At 66.8% G+C, this 23,171-nt stretch carries 21 protein-coding genes; 7 read left to right on the top strand and 14 right to left on the bottom strand.

Going from position 1 to position 23,171, the window contains the following annotated elements:
* Positions 1-41: 41 nt before the first annotated feature.
* Genes CMV14_RS05775 through CMV14_RS05805 form a run of 7 tightly spaced genes read right to left on the bottom strand, consistent with a single transcriptional unit; the run spans position 42 to position 7,563 of the window.
* Complete coding sequence (locus CMV14_RS05775; protein ID WP_066967706.1) at positions 42-572, bottom strand: MarR family winged helix-turn-helix transcriptional regulator; 531 nt, start codon at positions 570-572, stop codon at positions 42-44.
* 49 nt (positions 573-621) lie between these two features.
* Entirely contained in the window at positions 622-1,845 is a 1,224-nt protein-coding gene (locus CMV14_RS05780) for a cytochrome P450 (protein ID WP_066967701.1), read from the bottom strand.
* A gap of 13 nt (positions 1,846-1,858) precedes the next feature.
* On the bottom strand, positions 1,859-2,851 hold the full coding sequence (locus CMV14_RS05785; RefSeq protein ID WP_066967699.1) for an SDR family NAD(P)-dependent oxidoreductase: 993 nt from the start codon (positions 2,849-2,851) through the stop codon (positions 1,859-1,861).
* Positions 2,852-2,854: 3 nt separating this feature from the next.
* Positions 2,855-4,096 (bottom strand): cytochrome P450, encoded by a 1,242-nt coding sequence (locus tag CMV14_RS05790; RefSeq protein ID WP_066967697.1) that lies wholly within the window; start codon positions 4,094-4,096, stop codon positions 2,855-2,857.
* 54 nt (positions 4,097-4,150) lie between these two features.
* Complete coding sequence (locus CMV14_RS05795) at positions 4,151-4,789, bottom strand: TetR/AcrR family transcriptional regulator (RefSeq protein WP_066967695.1); 639 nt, start codon at positions 4,787-4,789, stop codon at positions 4,151-4,153.
* Between the two features lie 39 nt (positions 4,790-4,828).
* Positions 4,829-6,424 carry a GMC family oxidoreductase gene (locus CMV14_RS05800; protein WP_066967692.1) on the bottom strand — a complete coding sequence of 532 codons (1,596 nt, stop codon included), beginning with the start codon at positions 6,422-6,424 and terminating at the stop codon, positions 4,829-4,831.
* Entirely contained in the window at positions 6,421-7,563 is a 1,143-nt protein-coding gene (locus tag CMV14_RS05805; RefSeq protein WP_066967690.1) for a serine hydrolase domain-containing protein, read from the bottom strand. Before CMV14_RS05805 ends, CMV14_RS05800 begins: the two co-directional genes overlap by 4 nt.
* Before the next feature lie 99 nt (positions 7,564-7,662).
* On the opposite strand from CMV14_RS05805, the gene CMV14_RS05810 reads away from it, so the two are divergent.
* The 6 genes from CMV14_RS05810 to CMV14_RS05835 all read left to right on the top strand — a co-directional run bounded on the left by CMV14_RS05810 (position 7,663) and on the right by CMV14_RS05835 (position 14,523).
* Positions 7,663-8,244, top strand: coding sequence for an enoyl-CoA hydratase/isomerase family protein (locus tag CMV14_RS05810; protein ID WP_238147204.1), 582 nt, complete (start codon positions 7,663-7,665; stop codon positions 8,242-8,244).
* 26 nt (positions 8,245-8,270) lie between these two features.
* A protein-coding gene (locus tag CMV14_RS05815) for an IS5 family transposase (protein ID WP_096367834.1) occupies positions 8,271-9,031 on the top strand; the annotation gives its coding sequence in 2 pieces (ribosomal slippage) (positions 8,271-8,595 and positions 8,595-9,031; 762 coding nt in all).
* A gap of 42 nt (positions 9,032-9,073) precedes the next feature.
* Positions 9,074-9,262 (top strand): hypothetical protein, encoded by a 189-nt coding sequence (locus CMV14_RS05820; protein ID WP_238147205.1) that lies wholly within the window; start codon positions 9,074-9,076, stop codon positions 9,260-9,262.
* A gap of 98 nt (positions 9,263-9,360) precedes the next feature.
* Positions 9,361-11,349, top strand: a complete 1,989-nt coding sequence (locus CMV14_RS05825) for an oxidoreductase (protein WP_066968863.1) — start codon at positions 9,361-9,363, stop codon at positions 11,347-11,349.
* Entirely contained in the window at positions 11,343-12,308 is a 966-nt protein-coding gene (locus CMV14_RS05830) for a TauD/TfdA dioxygenase family protein (RefSeq protein WP_066968860.1), read from the top strand. Before CMV14_RS05825 ends, CMV14_RS05830 begins: the two co-directional genes overlap by 7 nt.
* A gap of 22 nt (positions 12,309-12,330) precedes the next feature.
* Entirely contained in the window at positions 12,331-14,523 is a 2,193-nt protein-coding gene (locus CMV14_RS05835) for a molybdopterin-containing oxidoreductase family protein (protein ID WP_066968858.1), read from the top strand.
* Here the strand turns inward: CMV14_RS05835 and CMV14_RS05840 are convergent.
* Both CMV14_RS05840 and CMV14_RS05845 read right to left on the bottom strand, forming a co-directional pair.
* Positions 14,514-15,038 (bottom strand): VOC family protein, encoded by a 525-nt coding sequence (locus CMV14_RS05840; protein WP_066968856.1) that lies wholly within the window; start codon positions 15,036-15,038, stop codon positions 14,514-14,516. The genes CMV14_RS05835 and CMV14_RS05840 overlap by 10 nt on opposite strands.
* Position 15,039: 1 nt before the next feature.
* Positions 15,040-15,963: an NmrA family NAD(P)-binding protein gene (locus CMV14_RS05845; RefSeq protein WP_066968854.1), complete on the bottom strand. Its 924-nt coding sequence runs from the start codon at positions 15,961-15,963 to the stop codon at positions 15,040-15,042.
* A 151-nt stretch (positions 15,964-16,114) separates the two neighbouring features.
* On the opposite strand from CMV14_RS05845, the gene CMV14_RS05850 reads away from it, so the two are divergent.
* Positions 16,115-17,101 (top strand): alpha/beta fold hydrolase, encoded by a 987-nt coding sequence (locus CMV14_RS05850; RefSeq protein ID WP_066968852.1) that lies wholly within the window; start codon positions 16,115-16,117, stop codon positions 17,099-17,101.
* Positions 17,102-17,141: 40 nt separating this feature from the next.
* Here the strand turns inward: CMV14_RS05850 and CMV14_RS05855 are convergent, their stop codons facing one another.
* Genes CMV14_RS05855 through CMV14_RS05875 form a run of 5 tightly spaced genes read right to left on the bottom strand, consistent with a single transcriptional unit; the run spans position 17,142 to position 23,149 of the window.
* Positions 17,142-18,380, bottom strand: a complete 1,239-nt coding sequence (locus CMV14_RS05855) for a hypothetical protein (protein ID WP_238147206.1) — start codon at positions 18,378-18,380, stop codon at positions 17,142-17,144.
* Entirely contained in the window at positions 18,377-19,123 is a 747-nt protein-coding gene (locus tag CMV14_RS05860) for a 3'(2'),5'-bisphosphate nucleotidase CysQ (RefSeq protein ID WP_066968850.1), read from the bottom strand. The genes CMV14_RS05855 and CMV14_RS05860 overlap by 4 nt, the downstream gene beginning before the upstream one ends.
* A complete protein-coding gene (gene cysN, locus CMV14_RS05865; RefSeq protein WP_066968848.1) occupies positions 19,120-21,033 on the bottom strand; it encodes a sulfate adenylyltransferase subunit CysN in 1,914 nt (637 codons plus the stop codon). Before cysN ends, CMV14_RS05860 begins: the two co-directional genes overlap by 4 nt.
* Positions 21,033-21,941, bottom strand: a complete 909-nt coding sequence (gene cysD / locus CMV14_RS05870) for a sulfate adenylyltransferase subunit CysD (RefSeq protein ID WP_066968846.1) — start codon at positions 21,939-21,941, stop codon at positions 21,033-21,035. Before cysD ends, cysN begins: the two co-directional genes overlap by 1 nt.
* Entirely contained in the window at positions 21,938-23,149 is a 1,212-nt protein-coding gene (locus tag CMV14_RS05875; protein WP_066968844.1) for a sulfotransferase, read from the bottom strand. The genes cysD and CMV14_RS05875 overlap by 4 nt, the downstream gene beginning before the upstream one ends.
* Positions 23,150-23,171: the final 22 nt, after the last annotated feature.

Below are 23,171 nucleotides of genomic sequence, written 5' to 3' on the forward strand. Positions count from 1 at the left end.
GGGCAGCGGCGCCGCGATTGAACGGTGAATTGTTTAGGGCCCTAATCATCGCTGTGCGGCACGCCGACGAAATCGCGATCGAGCTGTTCGTGCATGTCGCCCAATATCCGGCTCAGCGCCTGCCGATCCTCCGGGGGCAGGCGCCGGAACAGTTGGACGATCTTCGCCTCGCGGGCGATCAGCAATATCGCATCCTCGATGAGCGCGCGGCCCCTGTCGGTCAGGTGGAGTTCGAAGGCGCGCCGGTCGGCACCCTGCTCGCGGGTCAGCAGGCCCTCCTTCTCCAGCCGTGCGACGCGGGTCGAGAGCACCGCGTTGGAGACATAGAGGATCGAGGTAAGATCGGTCGCGCGCAGCGCGCGGCGGCGGTCGCGGCCGAGGCTGCCGAGCAGGTGGATATCGGCGAAGCTGTGGCCAAGCTTGTGGACCACCCGGTCGAGGTCGGTCGCGACCAGATGGCCGACCGTGAACAGGTGCCACATCGTCGCGAAATATTCGACGTCGAGCTCGGGCAGCAGCCGCGCATAATAGTCGCGTCCGGCTTCCAGCTCCTCGGTCGGTTTCCTGGGCATGACGAAGCTTGTGCCACCCGTCGCCGCTTATGTCAGCCCCGCCCGCCGGTCAGGGCCAGACCAGATCGAGCCGCAGCACCCCGTTGACCATTCCCGTCGCCAATACCGGCTGGGTTCCGGGCTTGATCCGGAACTCGGGAATGCGCTTCAGCCATTCCTCCAGGAAGATGCGGATCTCGCGTCGGGCGAGCACCGCGCCGGGGCAGGCGTGGGCGCCGTTGCCGAACGCGGCATGGACCGGTTTCTCGCGATCGAAATCGACCTCCAGTGGATCGGCGGTGATGCGGTCGTCGACACCGACGAACAGGTTGGCCGGCAGGATGCGGTCGCCGGCGCGGAAACGGTTGTCCTTATAGTCGAAATCATGAGTGATGATCCGCGCGGTGTTGGCGAGGCCGTGGCGGCGGATCAGCTCCTCGATCGCGTTCTTCAAGAACGCCTCGTCGTCGATTCGCTCGACGAGTTGGCGGCGATGGCCGGGATTCAGGGCCAGGAAGCGGGCGATGAAGGCGATCATGCCGGCGACGGTGTCGAGCCCGCCGAACAGCACCAGGGTCGCGTAGGAGATCGCCTCCGCCTCGGAGATGCGCTCGCCGCTGATGTCGACATTGACCAGTTTGCTCAGCAGGTCATCACCCGGATTGTCGCGGCGCGCGCGAATCCAGGGCAGCAGATAGGCGCCCATCGCATGCTGCGCGCCCAGCCTTATCTCGGCGGTGCTGCCGCGCACCGAATCCTCGGCTATGGTCAGCAGATAGGCCTTGTCGTCGAGCGGGATCTTCACCAGTTCGAGAAAGACGTGGATCGGCAGGACCTTGGCGAAATCCTCGACGAACTCGCACTCGCCCAAGGGCCGGAGCCGCTCGGCCGCGTCGATCGCCACCTGCCGGACATTCTCTTCCAGCTCGGATACGATCGAGGGCAGCAGCGCCTGCATCAGCGGACGTCGGTAGCGGGCATGTTCGGGCGGATCGATTTCCAGCGGGATTTGCCGCGGCGTGCCCTCGGGCATCGGCGGCAGCACGATCTGCTGATATGAGAAGCGGCTATGATCGCGCTGCATGACGAGGATATCCTCGCCACGCGTCGCCACCCAATGGCCGCCGTTGCGCGGGGTCCAGAAGATGTCGGGCGAGCTTTGCTGGATCGCGGCATAGGCGGCCTGGATGTCCTCGGCGGCGCCGGGGACATTGTAGAGGTCGAAATCGCGCACGCGATCGGCGGGAACATGATCGGGCCGGGGCGCAAGGCCCGCTTCCATGGCGTCCTGCATCGTCGTCCTCTCCCTATTCGGCCGCGATCGGGGCGGCATCCCGCTTGCGTGCGGCCGCCGCGACGGCGGTGAACTCGTCGTAGACGGTCAGCGGCCGGTGCAGCGTGGCCGGGTCGCCGATCTCCTCGAAATGTGCGGCGACGTCCTCGACGCTCGGCGCCTCGGCGCCGGCCGGCGATATCCAGCCCTCGGTCGCGTGGATCAGCACCTCGGCATAACGGCCGCCATTGGCGCTGAAGATGCCGTGGGTCGACCGGCACTGCTCGCTCGCCAGATATAGGGCGAGCGGGGTGTTGAACGCGGGCAGCAGCCGATCCTGCACCGCCGAATAATCGGCCTCCAGCACCGAGCGGGCGAACTCCGGAATCTCCATGAAGCCGTCGTTCATCTCGGCCATCAGCCGCGACTGGGCGGTGGGCATCAGCAGGTTGGACTTTATGCCATAGGCCGATCCTTCGATCGCGACGATGTGACTCAGCCCCATCAGCCCGCCCTTGGCCGCTGCATAATTGGCCTGCCAGGCATGGCCGAACATCGCGCTCGCCGATCCCGTGAAGACGAAGCGGCCATAGCCGTGCTTGCGCATGACCCGGTAGGCGGGCTGCGCGACGTAGAAGGCGCCCTTCAGATGGACGTCGATGATCGCATCGAGCTTCGCGTCGTCGATATCCTCGAAGCGGGCGTTGCGCAGGAAGCCGGCATTGCTGATGCAGATGTCGACCTTGCCGAACGCCTCGACCGCGGCGGCGATGATCGCCTCTCCGCCCTGCCGGGTGGCGACGCTGTCATGATTGGCGACGGCCTTGCCGCCTGTCGCGCGGATCTCGTCGACCACGGCGTCGGCGGCGCTCTGCGACGCGCCTTCGCCCGCCCCGCTTCCGCCGAGATCGTTGACCAGCACCGCGCCGCCGCGCCGGGCGATCTCCAGCGCATAGTCGCGGCCGAGGCCATTGCCGGCGCCGGTGATAACGGCGACCCTGCCGTCGAAGCATATCTGTTCGGTCATCGCTCAGTCTCCGAAGCGCACGTAGAGATGTTTGGGCACGCGCATCATCGAACCCTGGATCTGCGGGCGCGGCTTGTCCGGATCGAAGCGCAGGTTCGGCAGATGATCGAGCACCGCGTGGAGCGCGCGGGTCATCTCCACCCGCGCCAGATGCTGGCCGACGCAGATGTGCGGCCCGCGCGAGAAGGAGAAATGCGGCTTGCGGTCGCGGAAGATGTCGAACCTGTCGGGATCGGCGAACAGCGCCGGATCGCGATTGGCGGCGCCCGCGACAACATCGAGCAGCGAACCCGCCGGGATCGCCACCCCGCCCAGCTCGGTGTCGACGCTGGCCATGCGCAGCTGCGCGAGGACGGGCCCGTCCCAGCGCAGCGCTTCCTCAATCGCCTGCGGGATCAGCGCGCGATCGGCGCGGATCGCTTCGAACTGGTCGGGATTCTCCAGCAGCGCGGTCAGCAGGATGCTGGTGCCGCGATAGGTGGTGTCGCCTGCCGCGTTCATCAGCTGGCGGAGGAAGGAGATCAGCACCTCATGCGGCAGATGTTCGCCCTCCGCCTCGGTCAGGGCGAGCAGGCTGACCAGATCCTCGCCGGGGTTCTTCCGCCGCTCCTCGACCAGCGCGGTGAAATATTCGCCGAGCTTGCGGCCGGCCTCGATCGCCTTCTCATGGTGCACATAGTCGGTCTGGCCGAGTGCCAGCCGCTGGAAAGTGCGGACGTCCGCCTCGGGCAGGTCGAGCTGGTGGTAGATCACCTCGAACGGGTAGCGCAGCGTGAACTGCTCGATCAGGTCGGCCCGCCCATCGGGCAGGAAGCGGTCCATCAGGCCATGGACCACCGGATCCACGATCGTGTCGCCCCATTTCTTCACATATTGCGGCAGGAAGATCTTCTGGAAGATCCGACGCCAGCGGCCATGCTCCGGATTGTCCATCGTGCTGATGCTGCCCTGGCCGAAGGTGATGCCAAGGTTGAACTTGTAGGCCGCGTTGGAGAAGCGATCGGTGTCGGTCAGCACCTCGTTCACCTCGCGCGAGCCGACCACGGTGAACATCTTGCGATCCGGGTAGAGCGCCGCGGGCAGGCCCATCAGCGGGCGATAGCCGCCCTCGATCACCGGCGCCTCGGCGCGCCAGCGCGCGATCAGGGGATAGGGATCGGCATGATCGCCGAAATTGACCTCGTCCGAATTGAACGGATCATAGCTCGAATCGTCGAACTCCTGGATCCGGACAGCGCTCTCCATCGCTCACCACCTTATATGAAGTGAGCACTACATAAAATCGCGACTCCACGAGTGTCAATCGGAGCGGGGGCGCCACATCATATCCGCGATCATCTGTTCCAAGGCGCCCATCAGCGCCTCGCGGTCGGTCTGCGGCGGAAACAGCATCGGCTGGAACAACACGGCGGAGGCGATCATGCCGAAGCCCAGCCGCACCGCGATCGCATAGTCGACACCCGCCGCGCCGTCCTGCGCGGCATAGGTAGTGGATTTCTCGAAGAAACTGTCGAGCCCGCCGAACGGCAATGCCGGCTGGCCACGGCTGTCCGCCGGCATCTGGAACAGCAGTGCGCGGAACATCTCCTGATTGTCCTCGAACAGCGCATAGACGTTGCGGACGAAGCGGCGCGCGTCGGCATCGCGGTTCGGATCGCGCGGATCGGGATGGAGGGCGACGAAATCCTCCATGAGGCGATTGAACGGTGCCGTCACCACCTCGTCGAACAGCGTCGCCTTGTCGCCATAATAGCGGAACAGCAACGTCTCGCTGACGTCGGCGAGGCGGGCGATCTCCTTGGTCGTCGCGAAGGCATAGCCGCGCTCGGCGAAAAGCTGGCGGGCGGCGGCACGGATCCGCTCGACGACATCCTCGCGCGTGCGGCGGCGGCGGCGGGGGCTGGCCTCGGGGGCGGCTATGTCGATCGTCTCGGCCATGTCGCTATAGATCGCCTGATATCGTCCAAGTCCAGCGCACTATCGGCTCCGTCCTTCGAGGATCAGCGAAGCTGCGCGCCAGGCGGAGGCCATGATCGGGCCGTTGGTGTTCGCGGAAACCATCGCCGGCATGATCGATCCGTCGACCACGCGCAGCCCGTCCACGCCGCGCACCCGCAGCCGCTCGTCGAGCACCGCATCGTCGAAGTCGCCCATCCGGCAGGTGCCGCAGCCATGATAGCCGGCCTGGCCCTGGCTGCGGAACCCGGCGAGGATCTCCTCGTCGGTCTGGAGCGAGCGGCTCGGCTCGCGCTCGCCGGTCACCATCGGCGCGATGGCGGGCTGGCGCATCCACTCGCGGATATAGCGGTGCATCGCCACGGTGACGGCGCAGTCATAGGGATCGGTCAGATAGCCGGCATGGATCGTCGCCGGCTGGTTGGGATCGGCCGAGGCGATCCGGACATGGCCCTCGCTGCGCGATCGCAGCGGATAGCCGAACAGCTGGATGCTGTGGCCGCGATCGACGATCATATTGCCCTTCGCGTCGGGCATCGCGACGACCGGCGAGAACAATATCTCGATGTCCGACGTTGCCGATTCGGCCAGCACCTTCGCGAAGGCGCCGACCGTGCCATAGGCCACCGCCATCATCCCCGACCGGGCGAGATAATAGCGCAGCACATTGGCGGCGAGGCGCAGCCCGCGCAGCTGGGGATTGTGGCTGTGCGGCACGTTGATGTCGTACTGCATCATCATCAGCCGATGCTCGAGCAGATGCGCGCCGACCCCGGGGCTGTTGACCAGCGGCGCGATGCCGAGGCCCGACAGATGCCCCGCATCGCCGATCCCCGAGCGCTGCAATATCTGCGGCGACATCAGCGCGCCCGCCGACAGGATCACCTCGCCCTGGGCATCGAAGCGTTGGGGCGAGCCGTTCACCGTCGCCGCCACGCCGATGGCGCGCTGGCCCTCGAACAGTACCTTGTCCACCGTCGCGCCGGTGACGATACGCAGGTTCGGGCGGCGGCGGGCCTGCTTGAGGAAGGTCTGCGCGGTGCTCTGCCGGCGGCCCTTCCAGATCGTCCGCGTGGCATAACCAACGCCCTGTTGCTCGGGGCGGTTGAGGTCCTCCACCCGGGGCAGGCCCATCTGCTCGCCGGCCTTGATGAAGGCTTCGGTCAGCGGGCTACGCTCGCGCTCGACGCTGATGCCCAGCGCGCCGCTGCCGCCGCGCACATCATCCTCGCCCAGCTCGTGCCGTTCGATCGCGCGGAAGGCGGGGGCCATCTGGTCCCAGCCCCAACCCTTGGCGCCGAGTGCTTCCCAGCCGTCATAATCCTGTGGCTGGCCCCGGAAATACATCATCCCGTTCACCGAGGAGGAGCCGCCCAGCATCTTGCCGCGGATCCAGGTTTCGGACGGGATGTCGTCATGCGCCTCGGTCTGGAAATACCAGACATGGCGCGGGTCGGTGTAGAGCTTGGCGACGCCGCGCGGCATGTGGATGAAGAGGCTTTTGTCCTCGGGCCCCGCCTCCAGCAGCAGCACCTTGTTGGCCGGGTTGGCCGAAAGCCGCTCGGCCAGTACGCAGCCGGCCGATCCGGCGCCGACGATGATATAATCCCAGCTCACAGGGCGCTCCGGATCACGTCGCCGATCAGGGTGCGGCTGTCCTGGTCGATCTCGATCGTGTCGAACATGCGGTTGTGGCAGAAGGCGACGGCGAGCTTCAGGTCGGGGTCCGCCCAGCCGATCGATCCGCCCATGCCGGGGTGGCACAGCGCCCGCATGTTGCGCGGGGAAGAGACGGGCGGCGCCTCGGCCCCGCCCAGCCAGAAGCCGGCCCAGCCGATCGGCACCTTCATCCCGAAGAACACCGGGTCGGCATCCTCGAAATGCGGACGCGGGCCGGCGAAGCTGGCGACCCGATCCTCGGACAGCAGGCGTACCCCGTTCAGCTGCCCGCCATTGGCGAGCATCGCCCAGAAGCGCGCCTCGCTGCGTGCGTTGAAGATGCCGCCCACCGCCGGGATGCAGGCGCGGCGGACATAGGGCCGCTCGAACGGATCGGGCATCAGGTCGACGATCAGAGGCTGCGCCTCGCGCATCGCATTGCCGTCGGGCATCACATAGACCGCGACGTCGTCCAGTTTCGCGATGCGCGGCTCTACCTCTGCGGGAATGCCGAACCACAGGTCGGTCGCGCCCAGCGGCTCGGCGATCTCCTCGCGGACGAACTGGCCGAAGGGACGGCGCTTCGGGTCGGTGCGGCGGACCACCTCGCCGACCAGCCAGCCAAAGGTCATCGACTGGTAGGAGGACCGGCTGCCGGCGGGATAGGCGCCCGGCATCTCGGCGATGCGATTGCACATCCAGTCCCAGTTGGTCATCAGCTCTGGGGTGACGTCGGGCGGCATGCGCAGCACGCCCGATACATGGCTGAGGACGTGGCGGACGGTGACGTCGCCCTTGCCGGCCTGCGCGAAGTCCGGCCAATAGGCGGCGACCGGCGCGTCATAGTCTACCAGCCCGCGCTCGGCCTGGATGTGGAGCGCGGTGGCGGTGACGGCCTTCGACACCGAATAGACGTTGAACAGCGTGTCGCCGTCGACAGGGCGGCCGGTTGCGGCATCGGCCACGCCGGCCCAGCAGTCGACGACCTGCTCCTCGCCAACCCAGGCCGCGACCTGCACCCCGATCTCGCGCCCATCGGCCACCAGCGAATCGAGGGTGCGCTGCACCGCCTCATTGACCTTGTTCGCCACGGACATGCGCGTCCTCTCCTTATCGCCTGGATATTTCTCCCGGACCACTTATCAAGTAAGCACTACATAGTATAGTGCGCGCCCGAAGCGGCGGGAGGAGAGGCGATGAACGGAAATTACGAGACAATCGCGCTGCGACGCGAGGGAGACATCCTCGAGCTGCGAATCCATCACAAGGGTGAAGCCGCGCGCTGGGGGCTGTGGGGCGGGCTGCACCGCGAGCTTGGCCTCGCCTTCGCCGAGATCGCGGCCGATCCCGACCTGCGCGCGCTGATCCTGACCGGCACCGGTGAAGCTTTCTGCGCCGAATTCGACATGGAGGGGGAGATGCCGCCGGCCATGTCGCCCGCCACCTGGGACGTGATCTTCCGCGAGGGCCGCGCCCTGCTCAACAACCTGCTGGCGATCGAGGTGCCGGTGATCGCGGCGGTCAACGGCCCCGCTTTCATCCATGCCGAACTGGCGGTGCTCGCCGATATCGTGCTGGCGTCGGACGATGCCGCGTTCGCCGATAAGGCGCATGGCATCGCCGGGGTGGTGCCGGGCGATGGCGTCCACACCATCTGGCCGATGCTGCTCGGCCCCAATCGCGGCCGCTATTTCCTGCTGACCGGGCAGGAGATCGACGCTCAGGAAGCGCTAGGCTGTAGTGACATTTTAGGGATTTACGCCGACGAAGGTTTCTGATTCAACGCTGGCTTTTGGAGGCTGGTGTGGAAGGCGAGGTTCTTCGAGACGATCAATGGGACCGTCTGCGAGAGTTCGTGCCGGGTGGTCGCAAGGGACGGAGAGGCCCACGCAGCGACGGCCGTCGCTTTCTAAATGCCCTTTTGTGGCTGGCGCGTTCAGGCGGTCGCTGGCGCGATCTTCCAGAGAGGTTCGGCCCCTACCAGACCGCCAAGCGGCGCTATTATCGTTGGGTCGAGCAGGGGGTGATCGACCGGATATTCGAAGCCGTGTCGGATGATCCCGATATTGAATGGCTGGCAATCGATGCGACGGTGATCCGCGCTCAAGCCCAAGCGGCTGGGGCAAGGGTAAAAAGGGGGGCGCTCAAGCCCAGGCTCTTGGGCGATCCAGAGGCGGGTTTGGCACCAAAATCCACGCCGTAGTCGATGCCCTTGGCTTGCCGATCCGCTTCATCCTCGGCCCTGGACAGCAAAACGACATGGCACCGGCCTGCGATCTGATCCGAGGCATTCCAGCTGAAAGAGTGCTGGCGGATCGTGCCTACGACGCCGACAGCTTGCATGACCTCATCTACGAGCAAGGCGGCGAGCCGATCATTCCGCCTCGCCGCCATCGCAAATATCAGCACCACTATGATCGCATTGCCTACAAGCAGCGCTGGGGCATCGAGGGCTTCTTCGCAAAGCTCAAGCAGTGGCGGCGCATCGCCACACGCTACGACAAAATTGCCAGAAACTTCCTCGGCTTCGTTAAACTCGCCAGCATCATGCTGTGGCTCAAATGATTAAATCGTCACCACAGCCTAGCGCTCGGCATCGTCGGTGAAGTGCTGCCGCGCGACCGGCTGCTCGACCGCGCCTGGGACCATGCCCGGACCCTCGCCGCGCGCCCGCCGCTGGCGATGCGCTATGCCCGGATCGCGCTGACGACGCGGCTACGCGAACAGGTCGCGCGTGATCTGGGGCCGGGGCTGATGCTCGAGGGCATGACGGTGCTCGCCGGTCATGGCGGCTGATTATTACGTGATCCTGAAAAGTATCTTCGAAAAGGAAGGGATTATACAGTAGCGGCAATAGGCATATCCTCCGGCGCAGATAGAAAAAGGGAGAGGCAATGGACTTCCCGCATCTCTTCGCGCCCTTCGCGATCCGCGACATGCGCCTGAAGAACCGCATCATCATGGCGCCGATGGAAAGCCATCTCGGCAATGCCGACGGATCGGTGTCGAAAGAGGCGATCGCCTATTATCGCGAGCGCGCGCTGGGCGGCGTCGGCATGGTCGTGGTCGAATATACCTGCGTCGACGGGCAGGAGGGGTTCAGCTCGATGGCGCCGCAGCTGCGGCTCGACTCGCCCTTCTACCGCTCGGGCCATGGCAAGCTGGCGGCGGCGATCCAGTCGGGCGGCGCCCGCGCCTGCGTCCAGCTCAGCCATGCCGGCCGCCAGTCGCGCGAGTCGGTGCTCGGCCGCCAGCCGGTGGCGCCCTCGGCGGTGCCGTTGAAGTCGCTGTACCTGAACGCGGTGCCCCGCGCGCTGGAGGCGGACGAGATTCCCCACATCGTCCAGCGCTATGCCGATGCCGCCGCGCTCGCCGCGCAGGTCGGTTACGACGCGGTGATGCTCCATGGGGCGCATGGCTATCTGCTCCAGCAATTCCTCTCGCCGCTGGTCAACCGGCGCGATGATGATTGGGGCGGCGATTTCGAGCGGCGGCTGCGCTTCCCGCTGGAGGTGGTGAAGGCGGTCCGCGCCGCGATCGGCAACATGCCGTTGCTCTACCGCATGTCGGTATCGGACTTCATCGAGGGCGGGCTGACCATCGAGGACGGTGAGGCGATCGCGCCGCGCCTGTGCGAGGCCGGGGTCGATGCGATCGATATTTCCTGCGGCTCGCTCGACCGGGTCGACGTGATCGTCGAGCCGATGTCGATCGACGAAGGCTGGCGCCTGCCGATGGCGCGCCGCATCCGCGCGGCGACGGGCAAGCCGGTAATCTGCGCCGGGGTGATCCGCCGGCCGGAGATGGCCGAGGCCGCGATCGCAGCGGGCGACACCGACATGGTTTCGCTCGGTCGCGCGCTGCTCGCCGATCCGCTCTGGCCGAACAAGGCGCGGATGGGCCGGACTGACGATATCCGGCCCTGCACCTCTTGCAACTGGTGCATCAAGGAAACCGGGGGCAACCGGGGCGTGAGCTGCGCCGAAAATCCGCGCTGCGGCCATGAGACCGATCCGCCGATCGACGATTTCGGCCAGGGCCTGCGCGCCGTCGTGGTGGGGGCGGGGCCGGGCGGCATCGCCGCCTCGCTGCTGCTCGACCAGGCCGGCTTCGCGGTGACCCTGTTCGAGAAGCGGCATGGCGCAGGCGGCAACCTGATCACCTCGGCAACGCCGCCGAACAAGGAAAAGCTGTTTTGGTATCATGATTTCCTCCAGCGGCGGCTGGCGGCGAGCCGGGTCGACCTGCGGCTGGGCGTGGAGGCTACGGCCGACCATGTCGACGCCGAGCGGCCCGACGTCGTCGTGGTCGCGGCGGGATCGAAGCTCGCGCCGCTGGCGCTGGACGGCGTGGGCGACGTACCGGTCCACCCTGCCTTCGCACTGCTGCTCGGCGATGTCGCGCTGCCCCCGTCCTCGCCCGAACGGCCGATCCTGATCTATGGCGGCGGCGAGACCGGCACCGAGACCGCCGAGCATCTCGCCAAGCAGGGCCATCATGTCCTGCTCGTCAGCCGCTCCGACGCGGCTCTGCTCGCGCGCAATGCCGAGCCGCTCTACCGCATGCACCTGCTCCAGCGGCTGCGCGCCAATGCGGCGATCACCGTCGCCGATCATAGCGCGGTGACCGGGATCGATGGCGATGCGGTCATCCTCCAGAGCAAGGGCGAAACCCGGCGTCAGCCGGCCGCTGCGCTGCTTCTCGCCCATGGATTGGTGCCCGACACCCGCATCGCCGACGCGCTGGCCCATCTGCCGGTGCCGGTCGTGCCGATCGGCGACTCGGTGCGGGTCGCGCGGATCGGGGAGGCGGTGCGCGACGCCTATCGCTGCGTCCAGGATCTCAGACGAACCATCAATCAACCGGAGGCCATAGCATGCTGACCGATACGAAAATCTCCACCCGCCCGCTGGCGTCCGGATTCGGCGCCGAGATCATCGGGGTCGATCTGAGCCGCCCGATCGACGCCGCCACCGAGCAGGCGATCCGCGATGCCTGGATCGAGCACGGCATCCTGCTGTTCCGGGGCGCCGATCAGGACGACGAGGCGCAGATGCGGCTCAGCCGGATCTTCGGAGACATGGAGCCTGCCGCCACCGCCGACATGAACGACCCCAACAACCAGTATATGATGACGCTGGCCTATGATCCCGACGACAAGGCGCCGCGCTTCCAGCAGCATTACAATGTCGGCGGCATCGATCGTGCCGGCTGGCTCGGCTGGCACTGGGACCAGTCGTTCATGCCGACCATCGTGCGCGGCGCGGTGCTGCGGATGGAAATGCCCTCGCCCGAGATGGGTGAGACCGGCTTCATCGACGCGGTCGGCGCCTGGAACCGGCTGCCCGACGATCTGAAGGCGCGGATCGAGGGGCTGGAGGTCGTCTATCTGTTCAACCCCGATTTCGTCTCGGGCCAATATGGCTTCCCCGAGGACATAAAGGCGCTGCCGCGTGAAAAGCCGGCGAAGGAGCCCAGCTATGATTTTCCGCCGGTGGTGCACCCGATGGTCATCACCCAGGTCGAGACCGGCCGGAAGGTGCTCAAGCTTTCGCCGATGCATGCGCGCTACATCCTCGGCATGGATGCCGACGAGAGCGACGCGCTGCTGAAAGAGGTCGCCTCCTACCTCGTTGATCCGGCGTTCGCCTATTTCCACGACTGGCAGAAGAACGACATGGTGGTGTGGGACAATTGGCGGGTGATTCACGGTGCCAACGGCGTGCCGCTCCATTGCAAGCGCCGCGCCCGGCGCACCACGATCATGGGGGACTATAAGGTCGGCCGCTATCTCGATCCCGCGCTCGATCGCGACCGCAAGGTGAAGCGGCTGGTCGACTGACCCCAGCAGACGGAGAGCGGCGATGGCCGAGACCCGGACCAGTCTGTGCCGGCTGTGCACGGCCTATTGCCCGATCATCGTATCGGTCGAGCAGGGCCGCGCCGTCGCCGTCGCCGGCAATCCGGCGGCGCCGCTCTACGGCGGCTATATCTGCCCCAAAGCGCGGGCGCTGCCCGAGCAGCACCATGGGCCGTCGCGGCTGACCCGATCGTTGAAGCGGCGGCCCGGCTGCGGCCATGAGCCGATCGCGTCGGGGCAGGCGCTCGACGAGATCGCCGGCCGCCTCCGCGCGATCGTCGACGAGCATGGGCCGCGCTCGGTCGCCGTCTATGTCGGCATGGGCAGCGTGCCGTTCATCGCCAGCTATTCGATCGCCGCCGGCTGGCTGCGCGCGCTCGGCTCGCCGATGTTCTTCACGGCGGGTTCGATCGACAAGCCCGGCATATTGATCGCGCTGGCCCTGCACGGCATGTGGCAGGGGGGCCAGCCGCCGGTCGACAGCGCCGATGCATGGCTGTTCGTCGGCATCAATCCGGTGATCAGCAAGTCGCCGGGTTTTCCCGGCCAGAATCCGGGGCTGTTCCTCAAGCGGCTGGTCGACAAGGGCGCGAAGCTGATCGTCATCGATCCGCGCCGGACGGAGACGGCGAAGCGCGCTTATATCCACCTCCAGCCGCGCCCCGGCGAGGATCCGACGCTGCTTGCCGGCCTGATCCACATCATCCTCGAAGAGGCGCTGTTCGACGCCGATTTCGTCGCCGCGAACGCCCGTGGGCTGGAGGCGCTGCGTGCCGCCGTCGCGCCGTTCACCCCCAGCTATGTCGCGGCGCGGGCGGACGTGCCGGAAGCCGACCTGATGGAGGCGGCGCGGGTTTTCGCGCAGGCCGGCTATTCGGGCGTCAGCTGCGGCACCGGGCCGAGCTTCGCGACCCATTCGACGCTCACCGAATATCTCGCCCTCTGCCTCGCCACTTTGTGCGGACGCTGGGCGCGCGAGGGCGAGCGGCTGACCAAGCCCAATGTCCTGCTCCCCGGCTTCGATGCGCGGGCGCAGCCCTGGCCGCCGTTCCAGGGCTGGGGTTTCGAGCCGCGCCTGCGGGTGCGCGGGCTCGGCGGCTGCGTGAGCGGGCTGTCCGCTGCCGCGCTGTCCGACGAGATATTGCTGCCTGGCGAGGGCAGGGTCCGCGCGCTGATCGTCTGCGGTGGCAATCCGATGATGGCCTGGCCCGACCAGGCCAAGGCCTTCGCCGCGCTCAACGACCTCGACCTGCTCGTCACCATCGACACCGAGATGACCGCGACCGCCGAGCTTTCCGACTATGTGATCGCGCCCCGGCTGACGCTGGAGACGCCGATGACGACCTGCATGCCGGAGAGCGTCAAATATTACGGCACGACGCGCGGCTTCGATCAGCCCTATGCCGCCTATACCCCGGCGATCGTCGACCCACCCGAGGGAAGCGACGTGATCGAGGATTGGGAATTCTTCTGGGGGCTTGCGGAACGGCTGGGCCTGAAGATCCCGGTGACGACCTATTTCGGCAACGGCCCGCAGGCCGAGCATGCGCCGGTCGACTTCATCCTCGATCCCAGCGGCCCGAAGCCGACCACCGATCAGCTCATCGCGATGGCCCATCGCCATTCGCGGGTGCCGCTGGACCAGGTAAAACAGAACCCCAACGGCCAGATCTTCGAGTGCGACCAGCGCATCGGCCCGCGCGAACCGGGCAATGACGCGCGGCTGGAACTGGCGGCCGGCCCGATGCTCGACGAGCTTGCCGCCGTCCTGGCAGAGGACAATCGCGCGATCGAGGCCGACTATCCCTTCCGCCTCGTGCCGCGTCGGCTCAACAACATGCTCAACTCGTTCGGCCGTCGCTACGCCCAGCTCGCGCGGAAGCCTTATAATGCGGCCTATATGAACCCTTCCGACATGGCGGCGCTGGGCTTGGCCGATGGCGACCTGATCGGCATTTCCTCCCCCCATGGCGAAATCGTCGGCATTGCGGAGGGAGAGGCGGCGCTCCGGCCGGGCACGGTTTCGATGGCGCATGGTTTCGGCCGTAATCCCGGGGACGATGATCCGCGCGGAAGCGGTGCCAACACGGGCCGGCTGATGTCGGCCGAGGTCGACTATGATCCGATCACCGGTATCCCGCGCATGGGCGCGATTCCGGTCCGGATCGAACCCGTCACGTCCGCGGATCAGGGATAAGGGCGGATCGGCTCGCTCCCATCCCAATCGAGGGCGGCGGCGCGGATGCGCCCGATGCCGGGCAGGCGGCCGGGCACCAGTTCGGATATCTCCAGGCTGGTGCCGCCATGCGCGGCATCCTCGAAATAGGCGAAGCGGATGCGGCCGAAGCGGCCCTCCTGCGCCACCGTCAGCCCGCTCGTCTCCGCCAGCGCGAAGCAGGCGTCATAGTCGGCCGGCCAGACGCAGATATGCTGGAGCCCTTCGCCATGACGGTCGAGATGCTCGCGATAAAGGCTCGGCGTATCGCAGCGCTGCTGGATGAGTTCGATCTGCATGTCGCCCGAATTGGTGAGGGCGTAGCTCATGTCGAAATCGGGATAATCGGTACCCCGGAACCGGTAATGGCTGAGGGCGAGGCGCGGATTGTAGAACCAGGGGCCGATGCGCAGCCTGTCCGCCCAGGCGTTCATCGCGGTTTCGATGTCGCGGACGACATAGCCCATCTGGCGGATCGGGCCGAAGCCGGCGTGCATCCTATCCGGCCCGGTCGATCAGGATGGCGTCGCAGTGGCCATGGAGCCATTCCGCGAAGGATATGGGATGGAGGCCGATCGCTTCCATCTGCGCGGGCCGCGCCGGATAGCCGACGACGTTGAGCCAGAGCTGGGTCCGCACCCAGCCATCATGCTGGCCGCGCAGGACCAGTTCGTCATAGCCGCGCGTCTCAGCAATGATCGGAACGCCCCTGGCCGCACCGATCGCCGCCGCGACCTCACCCAGGGTGAGATGATCGCCCGCCAGTTCGATTGCCGCACCATTGAAACGGGCGGGCTCGGCGATGGCCAGTGCCGCCGCCGCACCGATATCATCGGCGGCGACCAGTGCGATCCGGGTGTCGGGCTCGGTCGCGGTCAGGATGCGGCCCTGCTGCAGGTCGGGGAACATCGATCCCGCCTTGGGCTCGGCGAAATTCTCCATCATGAAGGCGGGGCGCAGCAGCGTGTGGCTGGCGAAACCCGCCTCGCGCACCAGCGCTTCGGCGTCGGCCTTGCTCCGCCAGTAATTGGGCTCCCACCGACCCTCTGCCCAGCCCGCCATCGTTTCGAAGTCGCCGGTGTTGGAGACCGAGCTGTGGACGAACTGCGCGACCCCGGCGCGCCGCGCCGCCGCGACCAGCGCACCGGCCTGTCGGCGCTCCCTATCGGGATCGGCCGGGGACGGCGCGAGCTGCACCGAGAAGACGGCCCCGCACCCCGCAATCGCCCGATCGAGCAGGGTCTGGTCTTCATAGCTGCCCTCGGCGACGTCGCAGCCGATATCGGCCAGGGCCGTAGCCGAAGCCGATGTCCGGTCGCGGACCATCGCCCGGACCGGGCGGCCTTGCGCGCGCAGCGCCCGGGCGACCGCGCCACCCTGCGCGCCGGTGGCGCCGGTCACCAATGTCGGGGCGTCGTTCATGGCCTTCTCCCTGCCGTGGACCGTCAGAGGTGGCTCAGGCCCGCACACGCGACAAGCGGGCCATGCATCTCATCGAATGGGTGATGGGATGGGCCGCAACCTTCCACGCCGCGCGGCGGATGGGCATGGTCCGCCTGAAGGGAGAGCGAGGATGCAGCGGATCGAACGGCGGATCGACGTCAGCGGGGCGGCCGGGCTGGGCGAGCCGGTCGAGATGGCGGTGAGTATCTTCCTGCCCGATCCGGCGGCGATACCGAAGCGCCCGGTGGCGATCTTCGCGGTGCCCGGCGGCGGTTATTCGCGGGCCTATTATTATCTGAGCTTCGCCGGTCATGACGGCTATGACGAGGCCGCCTGGCATGTGGCGCGCGGCACCGTCTATATCGCGATCGATCATGTCGGCGTCGGCGAAAGCAGTATTCCGGACCTGTCGCGGATCAGCTTCCAGACGCTCGCCGCGACCCATGACAGTTGCGTTCGCCAGATCGCGGCGATGATCGAGCAGGGGACGCTCGATCCCGGATTCCCTGCCTGTCCGGGCCTGTTCCGCATGGGCATGGGCCAGTCGATGGGCGGCGGCGTCACTATCCTCGCGCAGGGGCGTTTCGGGACCTTCGATGCGATCGCCCCCTGCGGGGTCAGCGCGATCCACACCGCGCTTCCCCAGCGCAACGCCGAGGAATTCGAAGCGGGCAAGCGGCGGTTCGACGAGATCAGCGTTGGCGACAGCTCCCATAGTCATCTGACGACGCCCCACGAAGATGTCGACTATGTCTATCCCTTCCACTGGGAGGACGTGCCCGCCGACATATTGGAAGCGGACATGGAAGGCGGCTATCCGATCCGCCGGACGGCGCCCGATTTCGGCAGCCTGACCATCCCCCATTGCGCGGTGCAGATGATGACGCCGGGCTGCTTCTCCGCCGATGCGGCGCGGATCACGGTGCCGGTGCTGGTCGCCGTCGGCGAGCGCGACACCTGCCCCGATCCGCGCGCCGAGCCGTCGGCCTATAGCGCCTCGCCCGACATCGGCGTCTTCATCGTGCCGCGCATGGCGCATATGCACAATTTCGCCTCGACGCGCGAACTGCTCTGGGCGCGGCTCCATGGCTGGACGCGGATGCTGGCCGAAGGCTGACATACAGCGTCGCCCCGGCGAGGGCCGGGACGACGAAATTTCAGGCCGTCGTCCGCCGGTCCCAGTCGCGCCGCCGCTGGGCGATACGTCGCTCGCGTTCGACCGCATCGATCCGGGTCGCGTCGGGGACATGCTGGTCGATCTCGGCGAAGGGCACGATATCGAGCCAGTGACGCGGCCCTTCCCGGACGTGCGCGGCGGGGATGCCCTGCCAGCGGATCATCGGCAGCAGATTCTTCAGCCCGCCGGTATCCACCCAATTGGCGATGCCGGGATCGCGCGCCGAGACGACGACGCTGATCGTGCCGTCGGCATTGGGTTCGGCCTGGGCGGCGGTCAGCCCGGACTGGATGCGGTGCGGATCGATCGAGCGATACCACCACATTGCCATCTGAAAGCTGTTGTAGCAGGCGCCCGCCGGATCGAAGCGGACGATCGCGGCCTGGTCGTCCTCCAGGTGGAAATGGCCGAGGCTGCTCGCCTGGGTGATGAGTCCGCCATAGCCCGCGACCCGCACCGGCTGCACCATCGTGTTGACCGGCTTGCCGGTCGAGAGGCGGAAGAACCAGTAATAGAGCGGCACATCCTCGCGCATCCGCCGCAGCGCCTCGTCGAGCCGCTCCTCCAGGCCGAGCGCAGGTGCCGCATCGAGCCGCTCGATATGGAGATCGAGCGGGGTCTCGCGCGACCAGTCCATCAGGCTGTCGCGGATGAACAGGAATTTGCTGCGCGGCGTGCTGGTCAGGTGGTTGGGCCGGCCATTGGAAGCCTCGGCATCGATCGTGATGGTGAAGCTTCCATCGGCCTCCACCGCGATGCCGGGCAGTTCCAGCGTCGCCACCGTGATCGAGGTTCCCCAATTCTCGACCAGCGTGAAGGAGACATGCGCCGGCCGGCTGTCGAGGATGCGGCCGCTGATCCGGTAGCGTCCATCGGGGGCGATGCCCGCGAGCCGGTAGCAATTGTCGGGATTGTCGCCGCCCATCCGCGCGTCGGGCACGTCGGCGCCGTTCCAGCGATAGGTCGGCATGAAGTTGCGGACAAGGCGCGGCGCCGCCGGATCGATCGCGGTCGCCTTGAAAAGATAGTTGGTGACCCAGCCGTCCATCGCGTCGTCGAAGCTGTCGAGCAGCCCGGGGGGAATATCGTCGCCATGGGCGACCCGCCAGTGGCCGGCAGCGATGTCCCGCGCGGCGCGCGTCTGGGGCAGCGTCCACATCTGGCGCACCTCCTCCTCGGCCGCGAGCTGACCGGCATTGGCGATAGGGTTGGCCATCATGCCGCCGCTTTCGCCGTGCCGATCAGGCCGAGCACCCGCGCGGCATGCTCCTGCCGGCAGATCAGCAGGTCGGGCATGTAGACATCGCGCTGGTTGTAGTGCAGCGGGCTGCCGTCGATCCGCGAGGCGTGCAGGCCGTGCGCCAGCGCGACGGCGGCGGGCGCGCAGCTATCCCACTCATATTGGCCGCCGGAGTGGAGGTAGATGTCGGCCTCGCCGCGCACCACCGCCATCGCCTTGGCGCCGGCCGATCCCATCGGCACCAGCTCGGCGCCCAGCCTGTCGGCGACGTCGACCGCCTCGGCGGCGGGGCGGGTGCGGCTGACCAGCATGCGCAGGCGATCGGGCGCGGGCGGCACCGGTGCCGGGCGGTCGGTGCGCAGGACGACGCCGCCATCGAGGCCCGGCAGGGCCACCGCGCCGATCGCGGGAACGCCGTCGATCGTGAGCGCGACATGCACCGCCCAGTCGGCGCGCGCCTCGCCATATTCGCGGGTGCCGTCGACCGGGTCGATGATCCACACCCGCGATTTGCCCAGCCGCTCCTCTGTGTCCTTGCTCTCTTCTGAGAGAAGCCCGTCCTCGGGCCGCTGCTCGCGGATCGCGTGGCAGAGGAACTGGTTGGCGGTCTGGTCGCCCGCCTTGCCTAGCGCCTTCGTCCCGAACAGCCCCGATGCGCGGACCTCGGTCAGGATGCGCCCGGCGGTCTCGGCGAGATGCGCGGCCAGTTCGGCGTCGGTCATTGCGCGTCTCCCAGCAGCCGGTCGACGATATGGTCCGCGGCCTGTTCGGCGGTCATCGCACTGGTATCGATGCGAATCTCTGGCGCTTCGGGCGGTTCATAGGGGCTGTCGATGCCGGTGAAGTTCTTGAGCTCGCCCGACCGCGCTTTCCTGTAGAGGCCCTTCACGTCGCGCTTCTCGGCCTCGGCCAGCGTCGTGTCGATATGCACTTCGACGAACTCGCCCGGCGCCATCATCGCCCGCACCATCTCGCGCTCCGCCCGGAAGGGGGAGATGAAGGCGGTTATCACCACCAGCCCGGCATCGGTCATGAGCCGCGCGACCTCACCGACGCGGCGGATATTCTCGATCCGGTCGGCGTCGGTGAAGCCCAGATCCTTGTTCAGGCCGTGGCGGACATTGTCGCCGTCGAGCAGGAAGCTGTGCCGGTTCATCCGGGTCAGCTTCTTCTCGACCAGATTCGCGATGGTCGACTTGCCCGCACCCGAAAGCCCGGTGAACCACAGCACGGCGGGCTTCTGGTTCTTCAGGTCGGCGCGCTTCTCGCGGGTGACGTCGGTTGCCTGCCAGTGGACGTTCTGGGCGCGGCGCAGCGCGAAGTGGAGCATGCCCGCCGCCACCGTCGCGTTGGTCATCTTGTCGATCAGGATGAAGCCGCCGAGATCGCGGTTGTCGGCATAGGGCTCGAAGGCGATCGCCCGGTCGGTGGCGAGGGTGACGACGCCGATCGCGTTGAGATCGAGCGTCTTCGCCGCGAGATGCTCCATAGAATTGACGTTCACCTGATATTTGGGCGCATGCACCGTCGCCGAGACGGTCTGGGTGCCGAGCTTCAGCCAATAGGGGCGGCCGGGCAGCATCTCGGCCTCGTCCATCCAGACGACCGTCGCCTCGAACTGGTCGGCGGCCTGGACGGGCTCGTCGGCAATGGTGATGACGTCGCCGCGTGAGCAGTCGATCTCGTCGGCCATGGTCAGCGTCACCGACTGGCCGGCGATGGCCTGGTCGAGATCGCCATCGAATGTCACGATCCTCGCCACGGTCGATGTCTTGCCCGAGGGCAGTACGCGGATCGCGTCGCCGGGCCTGACCGTGCCGCTGGAGATCAGGCCGGAGAATCCCCGGAAATCGAGATTGGGCCGGTTGACCCACTGCACCGCCATGCGGAACGGCCGGGCCTGCATCGCGGCGGTATCGACCTGCACCGTTTCCAGATGTGGCAGCAGGGCCGGGCCCGAATACCAGGGCGTGTTGGGCGAGGCGGCGGTGATGTTGTCGCCCTTGAAGCCGGAGATCGGCATGGCGACGAAATCGGCGATGCCGATCGAGTCCGCGAACTGGCGGTAGTCGGCGACGATCCGGTCGAAGACGGCCTGATCATAGCCGACCAGGTCCATCTTGTTGACGGCGAGGACGATGTTCCGGATGCCGATCAGGTGGGCGAGATAGCTGTGCCGGCGGGTCTGGGTCAGCACGCCCTTGCGCGCGTCGATCAGGATCACCGCGAGGTCGGCGGTGCTCGCGCCGGTCACCATGTTGCGGGTGTACTGCTCGTGGCCGGGCGTATCGGCGACGATGAACTTGCGCTTGTCGGTCGCGAAGAAGCGATAGGCGACGTCGATGGTGATGCCCTGTTCGCGCTCGGCGGCGAGGCCGTCGACGAGGAGGGCGAAGTCGATCTCCTGCCCTTGCGTTCCGACCCGCTTGCTGTCCGCCTCCAGCGCCGCGAGCTGATCCTCGAAGATCATCTTCGAGTCGTAGAGCAGGCGGCCGATCAGCGTCGACTTCCCGTCGTCGACCGATCCGCAGGTGATGAAACGCAGCAGGCTCTTATGCTGGTGCTGGGCGAGATAGGCTTCGATATCCTCGGCGATGAGGGCGTCGGCCTCATATTCATAAGTGCCGCTCATCAGAAATATCCTTCCTGCTTCTTCTTCTCCATCGAGGCGTCGCCGGCATCCTTGTCGATCGCGCGGCCCTGCCGTTCGGAGGTCGTCGTCAGCAGCATCTCCTGGATCACCTCGGGCAGGGTCTTCGCCTCGCTCTCGACCGCGCCGGTCAGCGGGTAGCAGCCGAGCGTGCGGAAGCGGATCGAGCGCTCCACGGGCGTCTCGCCGGGCTTCAGCCGGAAGCGGTCGTCGTCGACCATCAGCAGCAGGCCGTCACGCTCCACGGTCGGACGCGGGGCCGAGAAATAAAGCGGCACGATCTCGATGCCCTCGAGATGGATATACTGCCAGATGTCGAGCTCGGTCCAATTGCTGATCGGGAAGACGCGGATGCTCTCGCCCTTGGCCTTGCGGGCATTGTAGAGATTCCACAGCTCGGGCCGCTGGTTCTTCGGGTCCCAGCGGTGATTGGCCGAGCGGAAGCTGAATACCCTCTCCTTGGCGCGGCTCTTCTCCTCGTCGCGGCGCGCGCCCCCGAAGGCCGCGTCGAAGCCATATTTGTCGAGCGCCTGCTTTAGCCCCTCGGTCTTCCACATGTCGGTGTGCAAGGGGCCATGGTCGAACGGGTTGATGCCGCGTTCCTCGGCCTCAGGATTGTGGTGGACGAGCAGTTCCATCCCCGCGTCGCGGGCGGCCTTGTCTCGCAGCTCATACATCGCCTTGAACTTCCAGGTCGTGTCGACATGGAGCAGCGGGAAGGGCGGCGGCGATGGATAGAAGGCCTTCTTGGCGAGGTGCAGCATCACCGCCGAATCCTTGCCGACCGAATAGAGCATCACCGGACGCTCGGCCTCGGCAACCACCTCGCGCATGATGTGGATGCTCTCGGCTTCGAGTCGCTGGAGATGCGTCAGGGCCTTGGTCGTCATGCGAATTTTCCCAGTTTGAAGCGCCTCGAGTAGCCTTCGAACGCGCCCTCGATCATCTCGCGGGTCAGGCCATAGGGCTCCATCGTGTAGCGGTAGCGGCCATAGCGATCGGGCGCGTTGGCCGGATCGGCGAGCCAGGCCTTCATCCGGCCCTCGAAGGCGTCGCTATAGTCGAGCCCCCACGTGCCATAGGCCTTGCGGACAATCGCGATCGGATCGCGGGTCAGTTTGCGGAAATCGACGTGCAGGATGCGCGGATCGTCCACGAACGGGCTATCGACCGCGGCTGCCACCGACTGGGCGATCCCCTGCACGAACAGTGGGCCCAGCTCCTTGAAATCCATCTGCCAGTTGGTGATCGCGCCATAGAGGACGGCGGTGATCGCCATGGTCGAGGGATGGACCTCCGCCGGATCGCGATGCGGCCAGATGCACAGCGCATCGGGATAGGCCTCGAACAGCTCCTTGAGCACGAACTGGTGGTAGATGCCCTTCACCACCCAATGCTTCGGATCCTGGTTCCATTGCAGATGCTGAAGGAACTGGCGGTGGAAGCCATAGGCCTCCTTCGCGCTGCCCGCCTCCAGGATCATCGCTAGCGCGGGCAGGCGATGGAGCAGGGTCGGATAGGCGTTCTGGAAATCGAGGGTGAAGATCTCCTCATCCTCGATCAGGCAATGGCCGCGCTTGTCCCAATAGGGGTGCATGGTCAGAAGCCCCGGCGTCTGCGCGATCAGCCGGTCCAGCTCCTTGCCGGTATATTCGATCCGCTCGGGAACCACCGGCACTTCGCCGGGGGGCGGGGAAGGGTCATGGGTGTGCCACCACAGCGGCGCGCGGGCCCCGGGGTCCTCGGCCAGCAGCGAATGGATCAGGGTGGTGCCGGTGCGCGCGAAGCCGATCACGAAGATCGGGCGCTCGATCTTCTCCCCGGCGATGGCGGGGATACGCCTGCGGTCGGCGGCCAGCCGCAGCCGGGTGGCGAGCAGCTTGCGCAGCTGGAGCTCGACCTCCTCCTTGCGCTCGCCGCCCAGCCTGATCTGGCCGTTGACCCAGGAGACGAGCTTGTCGACGCGCCCTTTCAGGCCATCGTCGAGCGTGTCGAACGACCCGCTGATGATCTGGGCGCTGTGAAACAGGCGCTCGACGTCGATCGGTGATCCGCCGCCCTCGACGCTGGTCCTGACATCGGGTGATCTGCTTCGCATCGTCCGGCATCCTCGCCTTGCC

This window comes from Rhizorhabdus dicambivorans (assembly GCF_002355275.1).
GTDB lineage: Bacteria > Pseudomonadota > Alphaproteobacteria > Sphingomonadales > Sphingomonadaceae > Rhizorhabdus > Rhizorhabdus dicambivorans.

Excerpts from the sequence above, each read along its gene's own strand:
- CMV14_RS05775 (WP_066967706.1), bottom strand. The coding sequence starts at position 572 with ATGCCCAGGAAACCGACCGAGGAGCTGGAAGCCGGACGCGACTATTAT.
- CMV14_RS05780 (WP_066967701.1), bottom strand. The coding sequence starts at position 1,845 with ATGCAGGACGCCATGGAAGCGGGCCTTGCGCCCCGGCCCGATCATGTT.
- CMV14_RS05785 (WP_066967699.1), bottom strand. The coding sequence starts at position 2,851 with ATGACCGAACAGATATGCTTCGACGGCAGGGTCGCCGTTATCACCGGC.
- CMV14_RS05790 (WP_066967697.1), bottom strand. The coding sequence starts at position 4,096 with ATGGAGAGCGCTGTCCGGATCCAGGAGTTCGACGATTCGAGCTATGAT.
- CMV14_RS05795 (WP_066967695.1), bottom strand. The coding sequence starts at position 4,789 with ATGGCCGAGACGATCGACATAGCCGCCCCCGAGGCCAGCCCCCGCCGC.
- CMV14_RS05805 (WP_066967690.1), bottom strand. The coding sequence starts at position 7,563 with ATGTCCGTGGCGAACAAGGTCAATGAGGCGGTGCAGCGCACCCTCGAT.
- CMV14_RS05810 (WP_238147204.1), top strand. The coding sequence starts at position 7,663 with ATGAACGGAAATTACGAGACAATCGCGCTGCGACGCGAGGGAGACATC.
- CMV14_RS05825 (WP_066968863.1), top strand. The coding sequence starts at position 9,361 with ATGGACTTCCCGCATCTCTTCGCGCCCTTCGCGATCCGCGACATGCGC.
- CMV14_RS05830 (WP_066968860.1), top strand. The coding sequence starts at position 11,343 with ATGCTGACCGATACGAAAATCTCCACCCGCCCGCTGGCGTCCGGATTC.
- CMV14_RS05835 (WP_066968858.1), top strand. The coding sequence starts at position 12,331 with ATGGCCGAGACCCGGACCAGTCTGTGCCGGCTGTGCACGGCCTATTGC.
- CMV14_RS05840 (WP_066968856.1), bottom strand. The coding sequence starts at position 15,038 with ATGCACGCCGGCTTCGGCCCGATCCGCCAGATGGGCTATGTCGTCCGC.
- CMV14_RS05845 (WP_066968854.1), bottom strand. The coding sequence starts at position 15,963 with ATGAACGACGCCCCGACATTGGTGACCGGCGCCACCGGCGCGCAGGGT.
- CMV14_RS05850 (WP_066968852.1), top strand. The coding sequence starts at position 16,115 with ATGCAGCGGATCGAACGGCGGATCGACGTCAGCGGGGCGGCCGGGCTG.
- CMV14_RS05855 (WP_238147206.1), bottom strand. The coding sequence starts at position 18,380 with ATGATGGCCAACCCTATCGCCAATGCCGGTCAGCTCGCGGCCGAGGAG.
- CMV14_RS05860 (WP_066968850.1), bottom strand. The coding sequence starts at position 19,123 with ATGACCGACGCCGAACTGGCCGCGCATCTCGCCGAGACCGCCGGGCGC.
- cysN (WP_066968848.1), bottom strand. The coding sequence starts at position 21,033 with ATGAGCGGCACTTATGAATATGAGGCCGACGCCCTCATCGCCGAGGAT.
- cysD (WP_066968846.1), bottom strand. The coding sequence starts at position 21,941 with ATGACGACCAAGGCCCTGACGCATCTCCAGCGACTCGAAGCCGAGAGC.
- CMV14_RS05875 (WP_066968844.1), bottom strand. The coding sequence starts at position 23,149 with ATGCGAAGCAGATCACCCGATGTCAGGACCAGCGTCGAGGGCGGCGGA.